The organism is Streptomyces sp. NRRL B-24484 (genome assembly GCF_000717715.1).
Classification (GTDB): Bacteria; Actinomycetota; Actinomycetes; order Streptomycetales; family Streptomycetaceae; genus Kitasatospora.
The window spans coordinates 112,675-126,766 of the sequence record NZ_JOAI01000004.1; the positions used below are offsets into that span (position 1 = coordinate 112,675).

The following is a 14,092-nucleotide window of genomic DNA, read 5'->3' on the forward strand; positions in this document are numbered from 1 at the left end:
CCCTGCCGGTGCGGGAAGGACCGCACCGGCAGGGGACGCACGGCAGCCCTGCACGGCCCGGCCACGGCACACCGCGACGGCGGCAACGGCGCCGCTCTCCCCTGTCCGCACGGAATCCGCCGCACCCGCCCGCCCCGGCGGGCTCGCCCGGGGCGCCGACAGGATCTGCGGGCCCGGGCGTGCCAAGCTGGCAGCAGGGGTCGGCTCGTCCGCCGGGCGGTTCCACCGGCGCCCCGGCCTGCGCGGTCACGGAAGAGGGCGGCGCCCATGAGCGGCACTGGCGCCCGGGGAGCACCGCCGTCCTCGCGTCGATCGCCACCCTCCGGCCCCGTCCTCCCCCGTCGTCCTCGTCCCTGGCGGCACGGCAGCGGACGCCCGCCGACACCCCCACCCGACCACCTGCGAGGCCGACATGGACGCAGACGTCCCAGGTGACCCACCGGCCGGGGCGGTGCCCGACACCGAGCCCGACCCCGACGCCGAGCCGGGCCCTCCCGACGACAAGGAACGGGCGAACCTGGCCGCGGTCGGCCGCCGACTGCACCACCGCTTCGACGCGACCACCGGCCCCGAGGCGGTCGACCGGGCCCTCGACGAGGCGTTCCACCGTTTCGACGGCAGCCGGATCCGCGCCTTCGTCCCGATCCTCGCGGAACGCCTCGCCACCGACAGCCTCCGCACCGCCCCGGCCCCGGATCTGCGGGGCCCGGTCTCCCGGGGTGGCCTGCCCGACAGCACCTGAGTTCCCGGCCGCGTCGGCCGGCAGGTCACCGGGGACGCCCGGGCCCGGGTCAGTGGTCGGGCAGGGTGTCCAGCCAGCGGGCCAGGCGGTCGCCCTCCCGGGTCATGACCTCGGGGTCGCGGAGGGCGTTGGCCAGCAGGGACATCCCCTGGTAGGCGCCGACCAGCGTGACGGCATGCCCCTGCGGGTCGGGGGTGCCGAGCTGCCGGAACTGGTCCGCAACCCAGTCCAGGAGTCGGCGGATCACCCGGGCCGCGGCCTCGTCCAGACCGCCGGGCGGCCGCTTGTCGATCTCCACGGCGAGGGTCCCGGTGGGGCATCCGTAACGGGCTGCGGTTTCGCGCTGCTCGACCCAGGCCGCCACCAGCCCCTTGAGGCGTTCGCGCGGGTCGGGCAGCAGGTCCAGCCGGGCGGTGAGGGTGTCGAGGTGGCCGGTGTGCTCGGTGAGCGCCGCCTCGACGAGGTCGTCCTTGGTCTTGAAGTAGTAGTACACGTTGCCGACCGGCACCCCGGCGGACTGGGCGATGTCGGCGATCGAGGTGCGTTCGACGCCCTTCTCGTGCAGCACGGCCGCGGCGGCTGCGGTGAGGCGGCGGCGCTTGGCGGCCGCGGCCTCGGCCCTCGACAGGCCCGGTGAGTCAGTCACCCGACTGACTATAGACACCCCGTCCTCGGCGGGCTAGGCTCGCAGCCGTTCAGCAAGTGAGTCAGCCAACTGACTTCCAGATCGCTGACTCCAGACCGTACGAGGGAGACGCCATGATCGTGGTCACGGGTGCCACCGGAAACGTCGGCCGGGCGCTGGTCCGGCACCTGCTCGGGGCGGGCGAGCGGGTCACCGCGGTGTCCCGCCATCGGCCCGAGGTCCCGCTGCCGCCCGACGTCCGGCACGTGGCCGCGGACCTCGCGGACCCGGCGGCCGTCCGGGCCGCCCTGGACGGGGCCGAGGCGCTGTTCCTGCTCGTCGCCGGCGAGGACCCGGAGGGACTGGTCCGCCAGGCACGGGCCGCCGGTGTGCGGAGGGTCGTCCTGCTCTCCTCCCAGGGCGTCGGCACCCGGCCGGACAGCTACGCGCACGCCGCGCGCTTCGAGGCCGCGGTGACGGACGGCGCCCCGGAGTGGACGGTGCTGCGCTCCGGCGGCCTGGCCTCGAACGCCTTCGCCTGGGCGGAGCCGGTCCGCGCCCACCGCACCGCCGCCGCGCCCTTCGCCGACGTCGGCCTGCCGTTCGTCGACCCCGAGGACGTCGCCGCCGTCGCCGCGGCGGTGCTCCGCGGCGACGGCCACCACGGCGCCGCCTACGTCCTCACCGGACCGGAGCCGAGCACACCGCGCGGCCGCGCCGCGGCCATCGCCGAGGCGATCGGCGCACCGGTCGCCTTCCACGAGCAGACGGTGGACGAGGCCCGCGCCGAACTGGCCCGCTTCATGCCGCCGCCCGTCGTCGAGGGCACCCTCGCCGTCCTCGGCACGCCCACGGACGAGGAGCGGCGCGTCAGCCCCGACGTCGAGCGCGTCCTCGGCCGCGCGCCGCAGCCCTTCGCGGCCTGGGCCGTCCGCAACGCGGCCGCCTTCGACTGACGGCCCGCCACCGCGTCCCGGTCTCGTCCCGGCCGCGCCCCGCACGGGTGTCGGACGGCGGGGGCGGATCTTCCGACACCTGTCGGATGCCCTGCGCCGACGGGGCGTGGGACGGTTCTTCCCGGGCGCCCGCCGGATCACGAGGGTTTCCGGCGGGCGCCGCCCGTACCGCCCGACCACCGCGAGGCCCGGTCGCCCCAGGGCCGGTCACCGCAAAAGCCGGTCACCGCAGGGCCCGATCCCCATCCCCGTCCCGGAGGGAGCACCGGCGTGGCACACGCCTTCGACCCCGAGCTGGCCGCCGCCCTGGCGCTGTGGGCACCGGTCGACATCGCGGATCCCGCTGCCGCCAGGGCCGCCCAGGCCGCCGAGTTGGCGGCCGTCCGGGGGCGGGCGGACGACACGGGTGTGAAGGTCGAGGACGTCCTCGTCCCCGGACCGCCCGGCGGGCCCGAGGTGCGGTTGCGGACGTACCGGCCGCTGGGCCGCCCGGGTCCGCTGCCGGTGCTCTACACGGTGCACGGCGGCGGCTTCGTGCTCGGCTCGCCGGAGGTCGACCACGAGGAGAACCTCGCCTTCTGCCGGGAGCTGCAGGCCCTGGTCGTCTCGGTGGACTACCGGCTCGCCCCCGAGCACCCCCACCCCGCGGCCCTCGACGACTGCTGGGCCGGCCTGCGCGGACTCGTCGACCGGGCGGGCGGGTTGGACGCCGACCCGGCCCGCATCGCCCTGCGCGGGGACAGCGCAGGCGGCGGACTGGTCGCCGCCCTGGCGATGCTGGCCCGGGACGGCGGCGGCCCGGCCCTACGGCTGCAGCAGTTGCACTGCCCGGCCCTGGACGACCGGTTGGCCACGCCGAGTGCCGTCGAGTACACCGACACCCCGGTGTGGAACCGCCGGAACGCCGAACTCTCCTGGGCCGCCTACCTCGGCCCCGACCGGGCGGCCGGGCGCGCCGCCGTGGACCGGTTCGCCGCACCCGCACGTGCGAGCACCGCCGACCTGGTCGGGCTGCCGCCGGCGCACGTGACGGTGATGCAGTTCGATCCGCTGCGGGACGAGGGCATCGACTACGCCCGGGCCCTGCTGGCGGCCGGCGTGCCGACCGAACTCCACCTGCTGCCGGGGACGTTCCACGGCGCCGGGATGGTGACCCACGCCGGTGTGGTGCGCCGGGCCGCGGCGGAGGCGGTCGCCGTGCTGCGCCGCGCCCTCGGCCGGTGAACCCGCGGCAGGCACCGACCGGCTCCGGGCCGGACGCCCCGGCCGGCCGGGCTCAGTCGGCCGCGCAGCAGCCCAGCCGCCAGGCGTACCAGGCTAGTTGGGCCCGGAAGCGGTCCTGCGGATCGCGCAGCCGCCAGCCGGTCTCCGCCTCCACCCTGGCGAGCCGGGCGGCCACCGAACTGTGGTGCAGGTGGAGTTCACCGGCCGCCTGCCGCAGCGAGCCCGTCCGGCAGAACGCCGCCAGCGCCGCGACCGCCGGCGCCCCCTCCTCGCGGCCGGCCAGTTCCTCCAGGGCGCGGACGTCCGGGCGGCTGCGGAGCCGCTCGGCGGGGAGATCCGCGAGCAGGGCGACGGTGCCGAGCGCCTCGTGGTCGGCCACCGCCTCGGCCGGGGTGCCGGCGACCGCGAACCGCAGGGCGGCCCGGGCCTGTTGCCACGACTCACCGGCCGCCAGCGCGTCCACCGGACCACCGATCCCGACCCTGGTGCCGCGTCCCTGCGCCGGCGCTCCCCCGCGCGGCCGCGGTCCGCCCCGGCGTCGGCCGCGGTCCGCCAGTGCGGCGCGCAGCAGTTCGGCCGGTGGTGTCGCGCCGTCCGGATCCGGCTGCTGCAGCAGGACGGCGCCGACCGCCCCGAGCCCGGCCACCCGGACCGTCCCCGGCACCGTGCCGCTCCCGAACAGCGCGGCCGCCTCCGCCCCCGCGTCCGCGCCGGGCGCGCCCGCCACCGCGACCACCCGCAGCGGCCGTTCGGGCACCAGCCCGAGCAGTCGGAGCGCCCGGGCCCGGTCCGCCTCCGCCTCCCGCTCGGAGAGCACGAGTTCCACCAGCGCCGGATCGGCGACCTGCCACGCCCCGGTGCCGCCGGCCACCACCCGGGCGGCGATCGCCATCCACTCCAGCACCAGGTCGTCCAACGGGCCCGCCGGGCCAGGGCGTTCCAGCCAGACCCGGCCCGCGGCGCCGAGCTGCACCGCGGCGGAGGACCGTCCTGGCGGGCCGGGCAGTTCGCTGCCGTCGGCGGCGAAGCGCACGGGCTCGCCCCCGGCCGGCTGCCAGCCGGCCGGGCACTCGGCGAGTCCGGCGGTGGAGCGCACCAGGGCGGTGGCGTCGAGCGCCGCCGTCGCGAGCAGCGCCTCGTAGTGGGCGATCACCCGGACGGCCGCGGCGGCATCCGCGTCCAAGGCCGACAAACGCAGCAGCAAGCCCTTCACAGCCCGCAGTCTAGAAAGGACAGGGACATGCCCGACAGTCGTCCGCACGCCCGATCCGCGCCGCCGCTGCGGCGGTTGCGTTCGCTGCCCGCCCTGCTGCTGGGGGCGGTGCTCCCGCTGCTGGCCGCGCTGCTGCTGGTGGCGCCGACCGCCCGGGCGGCCGGCCTGACCGAGGTGACCGGCTTCGGCAGCAACCCGAGTGCCCTCCGGATGTACCTGTACGTGCCCGCGAACGTGGCGCCGCGGCCCGCCGTGCTGGTCGCCGTCCACTACTGCACGGGCTCCGGCCCGGCCTTCTACTCGGGCACCGAGTTCGCCTCGCTGGCCGACCGGTACGGCTTCGTCGTGGTCTACCCGTCGGCGACCCGCAGCGGCGGCTGCTTCGACGTGTCCTCGCCGCAGGCGCTGAGGCGCGACGGCGGCAGCGACCCGGTGGGCATCCGGTCGATGGTCGGCTGGGTGCAGCAGCACTACGCGGTGGACAGCGGCCGGATCTTCGTCACCGGCGCGTCCTCCGGCGCGATGATGACCAACGTGCTGCTGGGCGACTACCCGGACGTGTTCAGCGCCGGCGCCGCGTTCATGGGCGTTCCCTTCGGCTGCTTCGCCACCACCGACGGGTCGTCGTGGAACAGCGCGTGCGCCAACGGCACGGTCAGCCGGACGGGGCCGCAGTGGGGCGACCTGGTCCGTGGCGCCTACCCCGGGTACACCGGCCCGCGGCCGCGGATGCAGCTCTGGCACGGCACCGAGGACACCACCCTGCGCTACCCGAACTTCGGTGAGGAGATCAAGCAGTGGACGGACGTGCTGGGCGTGAGCCCCGCCCCCGTCCTCACCGACCACCCGCAGAGCAGCTGGACGCGCACCCGCTACGGCAGCACCGGCACCCGGCCGCCGGTCGAGGCGGTCAGCGTGCAGGGCGCCGGCCACACCCTGCCGGCAGCGGGCATGGCGGCGCAGGCGATCGCCTTCTTCGGGCTGGACGGCTCCGGCCCGAGCGCGCCGCCGACCACACCGCCCAGCACTCCCCCGACCACGCCGCCGACGACCCCCACGACACCGCCCACCACGCCGCCTACGGCTGCGGCCTGCCGGGTCGGGTTCGGCGCCGACACGTGGAACACCGGCCTGACCGCCTCCGTCACCGTCACCAACACCGGCGGCACCGCGGTGAACGGCTGGTCGCTGGCCTTCACCCTGCCCGCCGGACAGTCCATCACCTCCGGCTGGAACGCCTCCTACAGCCCGGCCTCGGGGGCGGTCACCGCACGGAACGTCTCGTACGACGCCACGATCGCCCCCGGCGCATCGGTCTCCCTCGGCTACCAGGCCACCCACACCGGGAACACCGCCGCGCCGACCGGCTTCGCGCTCAACGGCACTCCCTGCAGCCTCGGCTGATCCACCGTCCGATCCGTCTCCCGGAGCCCGGCCCCGTACGGCGACCGCCCGCGGGGCCGGACTCACTCCTCCAGTTGCTGCTCGGACCAGATGGTCTTGCCCGACGGCCCGTACCGGCTGCCCCACCGGTGGCTGAGCTGGGCGACCAGGAAGAGGCCGCGGCCGCCCTCGTCGGTGGTGCGGGCGCGGCGCAGCCGGGGCTGGGTGTTGCTCGGGTCGCTGACCTCGCAGACCAGCACCGTGTCGTGGATCAGCCGCAGGCCGACCGGCCCGCCCGCGTAGCGGATCGCGTTGGTGACCAGCTCGCTGACGATCAGCTCGGTGGTGAAGGCGAGGTGGTCGAGCCCCCAGTCGTCGAGCCGGGCGGCGACGGCGGCACGGGCGTCGGCGACGCTCGCCGGGTCGGAGGGGAACTGCCACTCGGCGACGGCGTCCGGGCGGAGCGCACGGGTGCGGGCCAGCAGCAGGGCGGTGTCGTCGGCGACCGGGGCGGCGCCGCGGGTGGTCAGCTCCCGGCCGATCGAGGCGAGGCTGCCGCCGGTCGCGGCGAGCGCGGCGAGCCGGTCGGCGAGGATCGCCACGGCCGCGTCGAGGTCGCCGCCCTGCCGGACGAGCAGGCCGTCGGTGTAGAGGGCGAGCAGCGAACCGGGGGCCAGCTCGACGGTGGTGGTCTCGAACGGCAGGCCGCCGACGCCGAGCAGCGGGCCGGGACGCAGCGGCAGCGGACGCGCGGTGCCGTCCGGGTCGGCGACGACCGGCGGCGGGTGGCCGGCGCTGGCCAGGGTGCACTGCCGGCTGACCGGGTCGTAGAGCGCGAACAGGCAGGTCGCGCCGATGCTGTCGCGGTGGGCCGGGTCGGCCTCGGCGGCGAGGCGGGCGACCAGTTCGTCGAGACGGGTGAGCAGTTCGTCGGGCGGCAGTTCGAGGTCGGCGAGGGTCTGCACGGCGGTGCGCAGCCGCCCCATGGTGGCGGCGGCGTGCAGGCCGTGGCCGATGACGTCGCCGACGACCAGGGCGACCCGCAGGGAGGGCAGCACGATGGTGTCGAACCAGTCGCCGCCGATCTCGACGCCGTCGGTGGCGGGCAGGTAGCGGCCGGCCGTCTCCAGGGCCGAGGTGCGGGTCGCGGCGCGCGGCAGCAGGCGCTGCTGGAGCGCGACGGCGGCCCGGTGCTCGCGGGCGTAGCGGCGGGCGTTGTCGACGCTGAGCGAGGCGTGCGCGGCGATCTCCGTGAGCAGTGCGGCATCCGCCTCGTCGAAGGGCTCGGGCCGGTCGGTCCGCCAGGCGGCGATGGTGCCGAGGACGAGGCCGCGGGCGAAGAGCGGCGCGACGGCGAGGCAGCGCGCCCGGGCGGGGACGATCAGGCGGACGAGCTCGGGGTCGTCGAGCCCCGCCAGCAGCGACGCGCGGTCGAGGACGACCGTGTGGCCGGCCTGGAGCCGGCGGACCATCGGCCGGTCGGGCAGCCGGGGTACGGCCTCGCCGGTCCGCAGCGCCCCGCGCGGGCCGATGTCGCCCTCGGCGTGCATGGCGACGCGGCGCAGGTGCAGGTCGCTGCCGCCGGAGGCCTTCGGCGGCTCGTCGCCGGTGAGGACGGGCTCGGCGAGGTCGACGCTGACCAGGTCGGCAAAGGCGGGTGCGAGGACCTTGGCGATCTCCCGGGCGGTGGTGGTGACGTCCAGGGAGCCGCCGATGCCGGCCACGGCGCGGTGCCGCAGTTCCAGGCGGCGGGCGGCCCGCCACTGGGCGGTGGCGTCGGTGAGCAGCGAGGCGACGCCGGCGGGCTTGCCGTCGCGGTCCTCCAGCCGTACGGCGGAGACCAGGACGGACCACTCCTTGTCCGGGTCGGTCAGTGAGCGGACCTGCTGCTGCCGGGCGGCCCGCGGCCGGCCGGTCTCCAGGACGGTGCGCAGCTGGCTCTCGGCGACGTCGGGGTCGGCCATCACCTCGGCGAGGGTGCTGCCGACGGGCAGGGCGGGCATGCCGGGCAGGCTCGGCATCCCCGGTGCGGTGTTGGTGCGCTCGACCACCAGGTCGGGGCCGCGCAGCACGAAACCGATCCGGCTCTGGGCGAGGAGGGCGCGAAGCAGGGCCGCGCCCTGGTCGAGCTCCAGTGCCAGGTCGGCGCGGACGGCGAGGAGGAGCCGGTGGCCGGGCGCGCCGGCGTGCTCCAGGGGCAGCAGGCGGCAGTGCACGGGGACGGCGGCGCCGGTCGGGCCGAGCAGCTGCAGGAGGCCCTCGGCGGGCAGCTCGTCACTCTCCGTGTCGGCGGGCCGCGCACCGGGCGGACCGGGAAGGGGCGGCCGGCGGGCGAACTGCTCGGCGAGCGGTCGGCCGCAGGTGTCCCGGGCCGACCGGCCGGTGAGTTCCTCCGCCGCGGCGGACCAGGCGAGGACCGTGCCCTGTGCGTCGATCAGGGCTGTCAGGACATCGTCGAGGACCCCGCCGCCGTCAAGGCCGCCCGCTCCGCCCATCCCGCTCCTCCACAGGTCACAGACCGCTTCCTCCCAGTATGGGTACTCCGGGCGCGGCGCGAGTCGGCGCAGCGTTCGCGCGCCGCGCGGACTCCGGATCGGCGGGGTGGCCGCACGGGCGGCGGACAGCCGCGAAGCGGTACGGGGAACTCAGGCGCCGGCGAGCGGCCGGGGGCGGGTGGCGGCCAGCGGCGAGGCCCACAGCGGGAGCACGCGGGCGGCTGCGCCCGCCGCGGCGGAGTGCGGGTGCGCGGGCCGGCCGGCGGGCAGCAGGGGCAGCTCGGCGGAGGCGGCGGGCCGGTGGGCGGTGAGGGTCGTCGGGCTCATGTCGACGACACTATGCGTCACCACTGACAACGGGCTCAGGCCAGGCCGGTGAGTGCGTCACCGAGGTGGACGGCGCCGAGGACGGCCGCCACGGTGGCGGTGATCGCCGTGTTGTGGGCGCCCGCCCAGGCCTTCCACTCGCCGAGCGGGCCGGCCGCGCGCTCCCCGAGGGCCCGGTGGCGCCCAGCGGCACCAGGACGGCCGGCGAACCGATCAGCACCAGCAGCCCGGCCGCGAGCGCCGTACCGCCCGGGCCCGCGCCGGTCGCTGCCACGGACACGGCGCCGCCGGCCGCGACGGCGAGGTTCTTCGGGTCGGCGACCGCGAGGCCCAGCGCCAGCCCGAAGGACGAGCCTGCGGTGAGGCGGTCGGCGGTCCGCATCCACGGCGGCGGTGCGGTGACCCGCCCCGCCCGGGGACGGCGCCGCCGGCCGCGGATCGCGCACAGCCGGAGCACCGCGCCCAGGACGAGCTCCAGCCGGGCGGCCCGGGCGGGATGCCCGTCCCCGGCGCCGAGCCCGATGCCGACCGCCAGCACGGTGCCCACAACCCCGCTCAGGCCGACCACCCAGCCTGCGGCGAGCGCCGGACCGTTGGTCCGGGCCCTCGGGGTGCCGAGCACCAGCACCACCGCGACCGGCGCCGGAGGGCTGATCGCGAGGCCGACCGCCGAGGCCAGCATCGCACCGATCGCTGCACCCATCGCGAGCCTCCACACCCCGGCACGGTCCTCCACCGACACCTACCCGGATCGCCGCAGAACGACAGCCGCCCCAGCACCTGGAGCACCCACACCCTTGGCGGGCACCCGGGGCAGCCGGCACGGAGCGCCCGCAGGGGGCTCAGCCCGTGAGGTGGGGCGGTTCCCAGACCGAGCTGTCGTGGGCGAAGAGAACGCGTCGCGGGTCGAGGTCCAGCAGCCTGTCCAGCCACGGACGGTAGGACGGCAGCGGCGGCTCCACGCCGTCGAGGGCCGCCCGGCGGGCGAGGTGGTCCGAGGAGAAGTCGGTCGCGAAGTCGTGGGCCTGGCCGGCGAGGACCACCGTTCCGTCGTCCTTGCGGACCACCAGTGACTGGTGTCCGTCGGTGTGGCCGGGGGTGGGGACGACGAGGACGCCGGGACGGATCTCGGCCTCGCCCGTGATCTCCTCGTACCTCGCTCCGGGGAAGTCGACGAGTGCGTCGACGGTGTGGCCGCCGGCGCGTGCCGCGGCCAGCTCGGCGGACTGCACGAGGATCGGCCGGCCGGGCAGCAGCGGGTTCCCGCCGCAGTGGTCGAAGTGCAGGTGGCAGTTGACCACCAGCGAGACATCGGCGAGGCGGGCGCCGACACCGGCGAGGGCGGCCTCCAGCGGTCGCCGCCGCGGCCGGTAGTGGGCCTCGGTCTCCGGGTCGGCGGCGCCGATGCCGCTGTCGAAGAGGATCAGCCCCGCGCCGTGCCGCACCAGGTAGGCGAGCACGGGTTCGACCCGCGGCTGCGGGCCGCCGGTCTCGGACGCGGGACGGACGATGTACCCCAGGTCGAGGCGGTGGACGACGGTGTTCTCCATCCCGCCATCCTGGCGGGCCGGCACGCGTCTGCCGGGACGTCGCGCTCCTCGGCCCGGGCGACATCGCGGCCCACGCGGAGCGCCTTGTCGGCTCGCACCACTGGTCGTTCCGGTGGGAGGGCGTCTGACGGACCCTCCGGTGCGAGAATCCGGTGGCGCTCCCGGGCGTCACGGACGAGCATGCACCGCATGACCGACGAACCCGCACGCTGGACCCAGGCCACCGTCCACCCCGACATGTGGGCCGACCCCGCGGACGATCCCCGCAACACCGAGGGGCCGAGCCCGGACGGCGAAGTCGCCACGCTGCACGACTTCCTGACCAACTACCGGCTGACCCTGCGGATGAAGTGCGAGGGCCTGTCCCCGGAGCAGTTGGCGCTGCGCTCGGTGCCGCCCTCGACGATGTCGCTGCTCGGCCTGGTCCGGCACCTCGCCGAGGTGGAGCGGGACTGGCGCGGCTGGCTGACGGACGGCGGGGGTCCGCCGAAGCTGTACGGCGCGCGTGACGCGGACTTCGACGGCGCCGTCGCCGGGCAGGCGGTGGTGGACGGCGCGTTCGCGGACCTGGCGCGCGAACAGGCGGAGACGGATGCGGCCCTGGCGGCCTTCGCGGATCCGGGCGAGCGGGTCGGGACGGACGGCATGGCCGTGCGGGAGCTGCTGGTGCACCGGGTCGAGGAGTACGCCCGGCACTGCGGGCACGCGGACCTGCTGCGCGAGCGCATCGACGGGCGGGTGGGTCAGTAGCCGCCGCCCGCCGGGGATACCCGGGCAGCTGCCGGACGGGTCAGGGCAGGTGCCAGACCTGGGTCGTGGTGGCACTGCACTCGTAGAGGCGCAGGCCGCCGGAGGCGGTGGTGTCCAGGCACCGTCCCGACCGGGGGTTGCGCAGCGCGGGGCCCGCCCCGAAGGCCCACTGCCAGGTCTGCGAACCGGTGCCGTTGCAGCTCCACAGCTGGACGGGGGTGCCGTTGGCGGTGCCGCCGCCGGTGGCGTCGAGGCACTTGCCGAGGGCGCGCAGGGTGCCGTCGTCGCCGAGGGTCCAGGTCTGTGCGGGGGTGCCGTTGCAGGCGGAGCGGTTGTCGACCGGGCTGCCGTCGGCGGCGCCGGTGGCGGTGAGGCAGGTGCGTCCCGTGCCGGCGGTCACCGGCCCGGTGGGGCCGGTCGGGGCGGTCGGCGCGGCGGGCCAGGGGATCTGCGGCGAGCGGTGGTAGCGGATGCCGAGCAGTTCCCAGCGGGGGCCGTGGGTGGCGATCCGGCGGGCGAAGTCGGTGAAGTCGTGGGCGGCGGCGGGCGACCAGCCGAGTTCGGCGAGGGTCGGCAGCCGGGGGTTGCTGAGGTGGTCGAGGTCCTGCGGGGTGGCGGCCGTCTCCGTCCAGAGCGGTGCCTCGACGCCGCGGACGGCGGCGGCGGGCGCGCCCTGCACGTAGGCGTCCGGGTCCCAGTCGTAGGCGGTGCGGACGTCCAGGCCCGAGGGGGCGGCCCAGCTCTGCCCGAGGACGGTGTCGGCGGTGTACTTCTGGTCGAGGTAGGCGAACCGGGCCGGGGCCAAGATCAGGCCGGTGCCGTGGGCGGCGGCCGCGGCGAGGGCGGGGTTGTCCCCGGTGGTGTCCCAGTCCTCGACGAGGGTGGACGGCTGCAGGGTCGCGCCGGTGATCTGGTTCCAGGCGGTCGCGGTCTTGCCGTGGCGGGCGACGTCCTGCTGCACCCAGGTCATGAAGTCGGCGTACTGCCCGGGGTCGGTGGTGTGCGCCTCGTCGCCGCCGATGGCGAGGTAGGGGCCGGGGGTGAGGGCGGCGAGCTCCCCGACGACGTCGTCGACGAAGGCCTCGGCGGCCGCCCGGGCGGCGGGGGTGGTCAGGCAGAGCGAGCTGAAGCCGACGTCGGTGCCGGTGTAGAGCGGCGGGGCCTTGCCGTCGCAGTTCAGCTCCGGCGTGGCGGCGAGGGCCGCGTTGATGTGGCCGGGCAGGTCGACTTCGGGGACGACGGTGATGTTCTGCGCGGCGGCGTACGCGACGATCGTCCGGTAGTCGTCCTGGGTGTAGTACCCGCCGGGGCCGCCGCCGACCTGGGTGGAGCCGCCGATCGAGGTCAGCTCGGGCCGGCCGTCCACGGCGATCCGCCAGCCCTGGTCGTCCGTCAGGTGCAGGTGCAGGTGGTTGATCTTGTAGCGGGCGAGTCCGTCGATGTGGCGCTCGACCTCGGCGACGGTGAAGAAGTGCCGGGCCACGTCCAGCATGGCGCCGCGGTACGGGTAGCGGGGGTGGTCGACGATGTGTCCGCCGGGGACGGTCCACGGGCCGGGCTGCGCGGTGGCCGACTCGATCGCCGCGGGGAGCAGCTGACGCAGCGTCTGGACGGCGTTGAACAGGCCCTGCGGTTGCGCGGCGCGGATCACCACGCCCGTCGCGGTGACGTCCAGCTGGTAGCCCTCGGGGCCGACGGACGGGTCGGCACCGGTCAGCAGCAGGGCGATCCCGTCCGCGGGTGCGTCCGCCGCCCCGGCCGTGCGGACGGGCAGCGGGTAGCCGGTGGCCGGGCGCAGCAGTTCGGCCAGCCGGGTGCCGGTCCGGGCGGCCTCGGCGGAGCCGGCGTCGGTGGTGATCGCCGTCGCCGTGGTGAGCGGGTAGCCGGCGGCGGGGTCGGGCCGCACCAGGGCGGGCCGCGGGACGAGGGTGCTGCCCATCGCCGCCGAGCCGGCGGCCTGCGCGGCGCGGGGGCCGGTCGCGGGCAGGCCGAGGGTGCTCAGTGCCAGGGCCGCCGCCGCGAGCCCGACCGCGGCGAGGTGCCGCCGGCCCGGGGTGCCCGTCCGCGCGGGCAGCGGGCGGCGTGGCGCGGAGCGGGGCATGGCGTCCTCCGTTGCTGGTCCGGGCCCTGAGGTGCCCGCAGGTGCGGTCCTGACGCACCGTGGGCCGGGCCGCGGCCCGGCCGCAGGGGTGTCCCGTACGGTCGGCACCGGGCCTGCGACGGCCTCACCCTAAGCCAGTGGCTGCGGCCCGGCGCGGCGGGGTCACCGGCGTCGTTCGGCCACCGACGTGTCGGCTCCGGCGGTGGCCGCCACCAGGTCGAGGGCTGCCGCCACCGTCTCCGGGAGGGTCTCGCGGACGGGTGCGCCGTAGTGCCGGGCGAGGTGGCGCAGGTAGCGGTTGCGTTCGGGGTTCGGGCAGTCGGGCGGGCAGCCGAGCACGGCGCGGCCGGTGGTGACGTCGTGTCCGAACTCGACGTTGGTGGTGAAGCCGGGCAGGGTGCGCACGTCCCGCGGGATCCAGAAGAGGATCGCGGTGGCGGCGGCCCGGCCCGCGGTCTCCCAGGCGAACTGGTGGTCGTAGTCGACGGCCCGGAAGCCGTCGCGGTCCTCGGGCAGCAGCACCGTCAGCGGCCCGGGCCCCTTCCACCGGGCGGCGATCAGTCCGACGGCCTCCGGGCGCCAGGAGGCGACCTCCGCGGCCCGCGGTGTCGGCCCGGCCAGGAAGACGCTCGGGCCGTCCGGGATCTCCTCGCGTGCCCACACCTGCCGGATGGTGCCCGTCATCGCTCCCCCGCCCGCTGCCGTTCCGCGCGTCGTCCGCGCGTC

The 14,092-nt window shown here is 76.7% G+C and carries 13 protein-coding genes; 5 read left to right on the forward strand and 8 right to left on the reverse strand.

The genetic code is table 11. The features are described from left to right. Positions 1-412: 412 nt before the first annotated feature. Positions 413-742, forward strand: a complete 330-nt coding sequence (locus tag IE98_RS0105090) for a three-helix bundle dimerization domain-containing protein (protein ID WP_159400832.1) — start codon at positions 413-415, stop codon at positions 740-742. Positions 743-791: 49 nt separating this feature from the next. Here the strand turns inward: IE98_RS0105090 and IE98_RS0105095 are convergent, their stop codons facing one another. Continuing rightward, positions 792-1,388, reverse strand: coding sequence for a TetR/AcrR family transcriptional regulator (locus IE98_RS0105095; protein ID WP_030264788.1), 597 nt, complete (start codon positions 1,386-1,388; stop codon positions 792-794). A 113-nt stretch (positions 1,389-1,501) separates the two neighbouring features. Between IE98_RS0105095 and IE98_RS0105100 the strand changes: the two genes are divergently transcribed. Beyond that, the gene (locus IE98_RS0105100) at positions 1,502-2,323 is read left to right on the forward strand and encodes an SDR family oxidoreductase (RefSeq protein ID WP_030264791.1); all 822 of its coding nucleotides are present in this window, start codon (positions 1,502-1,504) and stop codon (positions 2,321-2,323) included. Between the two features lie 270 nt (positions 2,324-2,593). Then, positions 2,594-3,547 carry an alpha/beta hydrolase gene (locus IE98_RS0105105; RefSeq protein ID WP_030264793.1) on the forward strand — a complete coding sequence of 318 codons (954 nt, stop codon included), beginning with the start codon at positions 2,594-2,596 and terminating at the stop codon, positions 3,545-3,547. Between the two features lie 52 nt (positions 3,548-3,599). On the opposite strand, the gene IE98_RS0105110 is transcribed toward IE98_RS0105105, so the two are convergent. Continuing rightward, complete coding sequence (locus IE98_RS0105110; protein ID WP_030264796.1) at positions 3,600-4,760, reverse strand: PucR family transcriptional regulator; 1,161 nt, start codon at positions 4,758-4,760, stop codon at positions 3,600-3,602. A gap of 27 nt (positions 4,761-4,787) precedes the next feature. Between IE98_RS0105110 and IE98_RS0105115 the strand changes: the two genes are divergently transcribed. Then, positions 4,788-6,164: a PHB depolymerase family esterase gene (locus IE98_RS0105115; RefSeq protein WP_078660781.1), complete on the forward strand. Its 1,377-nt coding sequence runs from the start codon at positions 4,788-4,790 to the stop codon at positions 6,162-6,164. Positions 6,165-6,226: 62 nt separating this feature from the next. Here IE98_RS0105115 and IE98_RS0105120 read toward each other — a convergent pair whose 3' ends face one another. From IE98_RS0105120 to IE98_RS0105135, 4 genes are all read right to left on the reverse strand, one after another. Then, positions 6,227-8,638 carry a SpoIIE family protein phosphatase gene (locus tag IE98_RS0105120; protein ID WP_052390143.1) on the reverse strand — a complete coding sequence of 804 codons (2,412 nt, stop codon included), beginning with the start codon at positions 8,636-8,638 and terminating at the stop codon, positions 6,227-6,229. Between the two features lie 150 nt (positions 8,639-8,788). Next, a complete protein-coding gene (locus tag IE98_RS48910; RefSeq protein ID WP_159400833.1) occupies positions 8,789-8,965 on the reverse strand; it encodes a hypothetical protein in 177 nt (58 codons plus the stop codon). A gap of 10 nt (positions 8,966-8,975) precedes the next feature. Continuing rightward, positions 8,976-9,668, reverse strand: coding sequence for a GAP family protein (locus tag IE98_RS42045; protein ID WP_234443410.1), 693 nt, complete (start codon positions 9,666-9,668; stop codon positions 8,976-8,978). A gap of 139 nt (positions 9,669-9,807) precedes the next feature. Further along, the gene (locus IE98_RS0105135) at positions 9,808-10,515 is read right to left on the reverse strand and encodes an N-acyl homoserine lactonase family protein (RefSeq protein ID WP_030264802.1); all 708 of its coding nucleotides are present in this window, start codon (positions 10,513-10,515) and stop codon (positions 9,808-9,810) included. A 180-nt stretch (positions 10,516-10,695) separates the two neighbouring features. Between IE98_RS0105135 and IE98_RS0105140 the strand changes: the two genes are divergently transcribed. Beyond that, positions 10,696-11,265 (forward strand): DinB family protein, encoded by a 570-nt coding sequence (locus IE98_RS0105140; protein ID WP_030264804.1) that lies wholly within the window; start codon positions 10,696-10,698, stop codon positions 11,263-11,265. Between the two features lie 40 nt (positions 11,266-11,305). On the opposite strand, the gene IE98_RS0105145 is transcribed toward IE98_RS0105140, so the two are convergent. Then, positions 11,306-13,366 (reverse strand): family 20 glycosylhydrolase, encoded by a 2,061-nt coding sequence (locus tag IE98_RS0105145; RefSeq protein ID WP_063748864.1) that lies wholly within the window; start codon positions 13,364-13,366, stop codon positions 11,306-11,308. A gap of 162 nt (positions 13,367-13,528) precedes the next feature. Next, the gene (locus IE98_RS0105150; protein ID WP_043173462.1) at positions 13,529-14,050 is read right to left on the reverse strand and encodes a nucleoside 2-deoxyribosyltransferase domain-containing protein; all 522 of its coding nucleotides are present in this window, start codon (positions 14,048-14,050) and stop codon (positions 13,529-13,531) included. Positions 14,051-14,092 lie beyond the last annotated feature (42 nt).

Bases quoted from the DNA above. Each gene is read 5' to 3' on its own strand.
- IE98_RS0105090 (WP_159400832.1), top strand. From the start codon at position 413: ATGGACGCAGACGTCCCAGGTGACCCACCGGCCGGGGCGGTGCCCGAC.
- IE98_RS0105145 (WP_063748864.1), bottom strand. From the start codon at position 13,366: ATGCCCCGCTCCGCGCCACGCCGCCCGCTGCCCGCGCGGACGGGCACC.
- IE98_RS0105140 (WP_030264804.1), top strand. From the start codon at position 10,696: ATGCACCGCATGACCGACGAACCCGCACGCTGGACCCAGGCCACCGTC.
- IE98_RS0105120 (WP_052390143.1), bottom strand. From the start codon at position 8,638: ATGGGCGGAGCGGGCGGCCTTGACGGCGGCGGGGTCCTCGACGATGTC.
- IE98_RS0105135 (WP_030264802.1), bottom strand. From the start codon at position 10,515: ATGGAGAACACCGTCGTCCACCGCCTCGACCTGGGGTACATCGTCCGT.
- IE98_RS0105150 (WP_043173462.1), bottom strand. From the start codon at position 14,050: ATGACGGGCACCATCCGGCAGGTGTGGGCACGCGAGGAGATCCCGGAC.
- IE98_RS0105115 (WP_078660781.1), top strand. From the start codon at position 4,788: ATGCCCGACAGTCGTCCGCACGCCCGATCCGCGCCGCCGCTGCGGCGG.
- IE98_RS48910 (WP_159400833.1), bottom strand. From the start codon at position 8,965: ATGAGCCCGACGACCCTCACCGCCCACCGGCCCGCCGCCTCCGCCGAG.
- IE98_RS0105100 (WP_030264791.1), top strand. From the start codon at position 1,502: ATGATCGTGGTCACGGGTGCCACCGGAAACGTCGGCCGGGCGCTGGTC.
- IE98_RS42045 (WP_234443410.1), bottom strand. From the start codon at position 9,668: ATGGGTGCAGCGATCGGTGCGATGCTGGCCTCGGCGGTCGGCCTCGCG.